This window comes from Mesorhizobium sp. M7A.F.Ca.CA.003.01.2.1 (assembly GCF_003998945.1).
GTDB lineage: Bacteria > Pseudomonadota > Alphaproteobacteria > Rhizobiales > Rhizobiaceae > Mesorhizobium > Mesorhizobium ciceri.
Map to the genome: position 1 here is coordinate 1 of NZ_RZRA01000246.1, position 6,349 is coordinate 6,349.

Here is a 6,349-nt window from a genome sequence, read left to right on the forward strand (position 1 = left end):
GCTATGTCCTGGCCAAGCCCTTCGTGATGAGCGTCATCATCGGCGCCAGCCGCATGGAGCAGCTGGAGCAGAACCTTGCCGCCACTGAGGTGAAGCTCGACACCGACGATCTGGTTCGTCTCGACGAGGTCAGCGCCCTGCCGTCCGAATATCCAGGCTGGATGCTGGAGCGCCAGGCAGCGGGCCGCCGTCCGGCGGCGTTCACGCCGAAAGCATAAATACAGCCCACGCTGACATCTCGGGAGCCGTGGCTCCGGAGATGTCAGGTCAGCCGGACGCTCTCGCCCAGAAAATCGAGAAAGGCGCGCACCCGCGCCGGCAGATGCCGGCCCTGGCCGACATAGACGGCGTGGGTCGGCTCCTCGTCACCCGGATTGAATGCCTCCAGCAGCGGCGCCAGTCTGCCGGCCGCTATGTCTTCCGCCACATGCCAGCGCGCCAGCCGGGCGATGCCCGCGCCCGCCAGTGCCATGAGCCGCATCGCCTCACCATCGCTGACCAGCGTGTTGCCGGTGATCGGAATCATGATGACGCGGCCTTCCGCGTCGAGGAACGGCCAGCCATCGAGGTGCCTGACGAAGCCGAAGCCCATGCGGTTGTGTTTGTCGAGATCGGCTGGCGTCAGCGGTATGCCGTGCGTCTCGAGGTAAGAAGGTGCTGCAACAACGACCACCGGGCTTTGCCCGAGCTTGCGCGCCACCAGCCGTGACTCACTCAATGGCCCGGCACGGATGGCAACATCGGCGCGCTCCGCCATCAGGTCGACGACGCTGTCGGTCAGCACCAGATCGACCGAAATCTCGGGGTAGCGTTCCAGGAACCGAGGCAGAAGCGGGACCAGCCGATGCACCCCGAAGGGCACGTAGCTGTTAATGCGCACACGTCCGCGCGGTGAAGCACCGGCCGCTGCCTCCTGCTCGGCTGCCGCCATGTCGGCAAGGATGCGCAGGCCGCTCTCGTAGAATGCTGTGCCTTCCGGCGTCAGTTGCAGCTTTCGCGTCGAGCGGCTGACCAGCCGCGCGCCAAGCCGGGCCTCCAGCCGCGCGATCAGCTTGCTCACCGCCGACGGCGTCATGCGCAACGCGCGTGCCGCGGAGGAGAAACTGCCTTCCTCGACGACGCGCACGAACACTTCGATCTCGCCGGAGCGATTGATGTCGGGCCTGGCCATTTATGAATCTATTTCACAGAAAATATGCCCAAGGCAAGTCTGGTTCACAATGCAGGGAAGCACGATCTCAGGGGTCGGGGCGCGGGACGGCGCTCTTCGCATCGAAGTGGAAAACCGCCATGCCTCTTGCTCTCTACGCCCTCGCCGCCGGTGCCTTCGGCATCGGCGTCACCGAATTCGTCATTATGGGTTTGCTGCTCGATGTCAGCAAGGATCTCGGCGTTTCGATCTCGGCTGCCGGCCAGCTCATTTCGGGCTATGCGCTTGGCGTCGTCATCGGCGCGCCGTTGCTGACCATCGCCACCGGCAACTGGCCGCGCAAGACCGTGCTTCTGGCGCTGATGGCGATCTTCACGCTCGGCAATCTCGCCTGCGCGTTGGCGCCCGACTACTGGACGCTGATGGGCGCCCGCATCATCACCGCCTTTGCCCACGGCACTTTCTTCGGCGTCGGCTCGGTGGTCGCCACCGGCTTGGTCGCGCCCAACAGACAAGCCTCGGCGATCGCGCTGATGTTCACCGGCCTGACCATCGCCAACATCCTCGGCGTGCCCTTCGGCACATGGCTCGGCCAGGCCTTCGGCTGGCGCGCGACCTTCTGGGCCGTGACAGTGGTCGGTGTGGCCGCCTTCGCCGTCATCCTGGCTCTGGTGCCACGCAGCCGGACGGCGCCCGAAAAGAGCGACCTGCGCGCCGATCTCGCCGTTTTGCGCCGCACCCCCGTCCTGCTCGGCCTCGCCACCACCGTGCTCGGCTATGCCGGCGTCTTCGCCGTCTTCACTTATATCGCTCCGTTGCTGACCGAGATAAGCGGCTTCAAGGAAGCAGCCGTGTCGCCGATCCTGCTCGTCTTCGGCGGCGGTCTCATCGCCGGCAATTTGCTTGGCGGCAAGGTCGCCGACCGCTGGCTTGGCCGTCCGTGCTGGGCAGCCTCGTGGTGCTGGCCCTGGTGCTCGCAACGATGACCTTCGCCATCCACAGCCAGGTGATGGCCGTCATCTATGTCGGCCTGCTCGGTGCCGCCGCCTTTGCTACCGTGGCGCCGCTGCAGATGTGGGTGCTGGACAAGGCGCAAGGTGCCGGCCAGAGCCTCGCCTCGTCCTTCAACATCGCCGCTTTCAATCTCGGCAACGCCGCAGGCGCCTGGCTTGGCGGCGCGGTGATTGCCCACGGCCTTGGTCTGGGTTCCCTCACCTGGGTCGCCGCCCTGCTGCCGCTCACGGCACTCGGCGTGGCGGGCCTGGCGCTGCGTCTCGATCGCACCCCGGCGCTCGGCGCACCTGCCTCCATCCGCTCGTGACTACCCTCGGCAAACCCGCTTCCGACACCCTTCATACCACCAGGAGTAAAAAGATGGATTATCGACGTCTCGGTGCATCGGGCTTGAAAGTGCCCGCACTCTCCTTCGGCGCGGGAACCTTTGGCGGTTCCGGCCCGCTGTTCGGCGCCTGGGGCAACAGCGACGCCAGGGAAGCGCGGCGGCTGATCGACATCTGCCTGGAGGCCGGTGTCAATTTGTTCGACACGGCCGACGTCTATTCGAACGGCGCTTCTGAACAGGTGCTTGGCGACGCGATAAAAGGCCGCCGCGATGCCGTGCTGATCTCGACCAAGACCGCGCTGCCGATGGGCGATGGGCCGGGCGATTACGGCTCGTCACGTTCGCGGCTGATCAGATCCGTGGATGATGCGCTGAGGCGCCTCGGCACCGACTACATCGACCTTTTGCAGCTACACGCCTTCGATGCCGGCACGCCGATCGAGGAGGTGCTGTCGACGCTGGACAACCTGATCCGTGCCGGCAAGCTGCGCTATGTCGGCGTCTCCAACTTCTCCGGATGGCAAGTGATGAAGTCGTTGGCGCAAGCCGACAGCCAAGGCTATCCGCGCTATGTCGCCCATCAGGTCTACTATTCGCTGGTCGGCCGCGACTATGAGTGGGAGCTGATGCCGCTCGGCCTCGACCAGGGCGTCGGTGCATTGGTGTGGAGCCCGCTTGGCTGGGGCCGCCTGACCGGCAAGATCCGCCGTGGCCAGTCCCTACCGGAAAAGAGCCGGCTGCACGACACGGCAAGCTTCGGTCCGCCGGTCGAGGACGAGCATCTCTATCGAGTGATGGATGCCCTCGATGTCGTGGCCGAGGAAACCGGCAAGACCGTGCCGCAGATCGCCATCAACTGGCTGCTGCAGCGCCCGACCGTATCGTCGGTCATCATCGGCGCCCGCAACGAGGAGCAGTTGCGCCAGAACCTCGGCGCCGTCGGCTGGACCTTGACGCCGGGGCAGATAAGGCAGCTCGACGCGGCAAGCGAAGTCACCGCGCCCTACCCGTACTTCCCGTATCGGCGGCAGGAAGGCTTTGCCCGGTTGAACCCGCCGGTGGTTTGAGCGCATCGGGCCGTCATGGCGCAAGGTTCGCGGGCCAGCGCCCCCCTCTGGCCTGCCGGCCATCTCCCCCTCAAGGGGGGAGATCGGATGTCGCGGCGACTTTCGCCAATCGCAGGCGTAACAAGGGGCGGCGTTGTCGGTGGAGCTGCCAATCTGCCCACTTGAGGGGGAGATGTCCGGCAGGACAGAGGGGGGCGTCGTAGAACGCCGACCTCAAGAAGCCGTTGCTGCGAAACTTGCCCCTAGTGCAGCACAAACTCCCCATCCACCTTGCGCCATTCATTCGGCGCGATCAGCTTCTGGTGGGTGTAGCTGATCGAATGCAGCGGCCCGTCCAGCTTGGCCTTCCAGAATTCGATGAACTTGATCAGCACCGGAAACTTCGGCGCGAGATCGTAGTCCTGCCAGATGAAGCTCTGCAGCAGATGCGGGTGATCGGGAAAGTGATAAAGAATCTTGGCAGTGGTCAAGCCATAGCCTTTGAGCATCAGGTCCATTTCGGCATGGTCGCGCATGACGGTCCCCAGGTTGATTCGCCTGTCCTCCCACGGCTGATTGTGCGCGCCGCTGATTAACCGTCTATTGATTTTTTCTTCATCTGAACCGGCTTTAGCTTGCGAAAACATGCGGTTAGCAGCGCACCTCTTCGAGTGCTGACAGCCCTGGAGAAGCTCCCTGCGGCATCCCGCCGCGCGAATCCAACGTCTAATGTTGCCGTAACGGCGGAACTGGGAATAATGCCGCCGAATTCGCGGCCGTGTCGCCGCGATCCCGCCGGCATTTCAAGCCGGCGATTGGTTCGGGAGGAAAGTCAGGAATGTCCGAGGTTCATGTCCATCGCGTCCAGCCGGCGTGGAAGAAAAACGCGCTGATCGACAATGACACCTACCTGAAATGGTATGCCGACAGCGTCAAGAACCCGGACAAATTCTGGGGCAAGCACGGCAAGCGCATCGACTGGTTCAAGCCGTTCAGCAAGGTCAAGAACACCTCCTTCGACGGCAAGGTCTCGATCAAATGGTTCGAGGACGGACTGACCAACGTTTCCTACAACTGCATCGACCGGCATCTGAAGAAGCGCGGCAACCAGACCGCCATCATCTGGGAAGGCGACAATCCCTACGACGACAAGAAGGTCACCTATAACGAGCTCTACGAGCATGTCTGCCGGCTCGCCAATGTGATGAAGAAACACGGCGTCAAGAAAGGCGATCGAGTCACCATCTACATGCCGATGATCCCGGAAGCCGCCTATGCGATGCTGGCCTGCACGCGCATCGGCGCCGTCCATTCGATCGTCTTCGGCGGTTTCTCGCCGGATGCGCTGGCCGGCCGCATCGACGACTGCAAGTCGACCTTCGTTATCACGGCTGACGAAGGCCTGCGCGGCGGCAAGCCGATCCCTTTGAAGGAAAACACCGACAGGGCGATCGAGATCGCCGCGAAAGCCGGAACGAAAGTCGAAAAGGTGGTGGTCGTGCGACGCACCGGCGGCAAGACCGGCTGGGTTTCAGGCCGCGACGTCTGGTATCACGACGAGATCGCGACGGTGAAAGCCGAATGCAAGCCCGAGAAGATGAAGGCCGAGGACCCGCTGTTCATTCTCTACACGTCGGGTTCGACCGGCAAGCCGAAGGGCGTGCTGCACACCACCGCCGGCTATCTCGTCTACGTCTCGATGACCCACCAATATGTCTTCGACTACCATGACGGCGACATCTACTGGTGTACCGCCGATGTCGGCTGGGTCACCGGCCACAGCTACATCGTCTACGGCCCGCTCGCCAACGGCGCCACCACGCTGATGTTCGAAGGCGTGCCGAACTATCCGTCGCAGTCGCGCTTCTGGGAAGTCATCGACAAGCACAAGGTCAATATCTTCTACACCGCGCCGACGGCGTTGCGCGCGCTGATGGGCGCCGGCGATGCGCACGTGAAGAAGACGTCGCGCAAGTCGCTGCGCGTGCTGGGTTCGGTCGGCGAGCCGATCAACCCGGAAGCCTGGGAGTGGTATTTCAACGTCGTCGGCAACGGCAAGGTGCCGATCGTCGACACCTGGTGGCAGACCGAGACCGGCGGCATCCTGATCACGCCGCTGCCAGGTGCGACCGACCTCAAGGCGGGTTCGGCGACGCGGCCTTTCTTCGGCATCAAGCCGCAGCTGGTCGACGGCGAGGGCAAGGTGCTGGAAGGTGCGGCCGACGGCAATCTGTGCATCACCGATTCCTGGCCGGGCCAGATGCGCACCGTCTATGGCGATCACGACCGCTTCGTGCAGACCTATTTTTCGACCTACAAGGGCAAGTACTTCACCGGTGACGGCTGCCGCCGCGACGCCGACGGCTATTACTGGATCACCGGCCGCGTCGACGACGTCATCAACGTTTCCGGCCACCGCATGGGCACGGCCGAAGTCGAATCGGCGCTGGTCAGCCATGAGAAGGTTTCCGAGGCCGCGGTCGTGGGCTATCCCCACGACATCAAGGGCCAGGGTATCTACAGCTACGTCACCTTGATGAAGGGTGCCGAACCCACCGAGGAGCTGCGCAAGGAGCTTGTTGCCCATGTCCGCAAGGAGATCGGCGCCATTGCTTCGCCCGACAAGATCCAGTTCGCGCCGGGCCTGCCGAAGACGCGTTCCGGCAAGATCATGCGTCGCATCCTGCGCAAGATCGCCGAGGACGATTTTTCTGCCCTGGGTGACACCTCGACGCTGGCCGACCCGGCCGTCGTCGATGATCTGGTCGCCAACCGGCAGAACAAGAAGAGCTGATGCAGGCCGCGCTGGGC

At 63.6% G+C, this 6,349-nt stretch carries 5 protein-coding genes and 1 pseudogene; 4 read left to right on the forward strand and 2 right to left on the reverse strand.

What is annotated here, in order from left to right:
- The coding region (locus EN969_RS12540) for an aldo/keto reductase (protein ID WP_164758238.1) at nt 1-218 on the forward strand (218 nt) is incomplete at its 5' end.
- Between the two features lie 44 nt (nt 219-262).
- Here EN969_RS12540 and EN969_RS12545 read toward each other — a convergent pair.
- The gene (locus tag EN969_RS12545) at nt 263-1,171 is read right to left on the reverse strand and encodes a LysR substrate-binding domain-containing protein (RefSeq protein ID WP_063169458.1); all 909 of its coding nucleotides are present in this window, start codon (nt 1,169-1,171) and stop codon (nt 263-265) included.
- A gap of 119 nt (nt 1,172-1,290) precedes the next feature.
- Between EN969_RS12545 and EN969_RS12550 the strand changes: the two are divergent.
- Nucleotides 1,291-2,471 (forward strand): annotated as a pseudogene (locus tag EN969_RS12550) (MFS transporter).
- Nucleotides 2,472-2,524: 53 nt separating this feature from the next.
- Nucleotides 2,525-3,559, forward strand: coding sequence for an aldo/keto reductase (locus EN969_RS12555; RefSeq protein WP_063169459.1), 1,035 nt, complete (start codon nt 2,525-2,527; stop codon nt 3,557-3,559).
- Between the two features lie 242 nt (nt 3,560-3,801).
- On the opposite strand, the gene EN969_RS12565 is transcribed toward EN969_RS12555, so the two are convergent.
- Entirely contained in the window at nt 3,802-4,074 is a 273-nt protein-coding gene (locus EN969_RS12565; protein WP_013529022.1) for an usg protein, read from the reverse strand.
- Nucleotides 4,075-4,376: 302 nt separating this feature from the next.
- On the opposite strand from EN969_RS12565, the gene acs reads away from it, so the two are divergent.
- Nucleotides 4,377-6,332, forward strand: coding sequence for an acetate--CoA ligase (acs, locus tag EN969_RS12570; RefSeq protein ID WP_013529021.1), 1,956 nt, complete (start codon nt 4,377-4,379; stop codon nt 6,330-6,332).
- Nucleotides 6,333-6,349 lie beyond the last annotated feature (17 nt).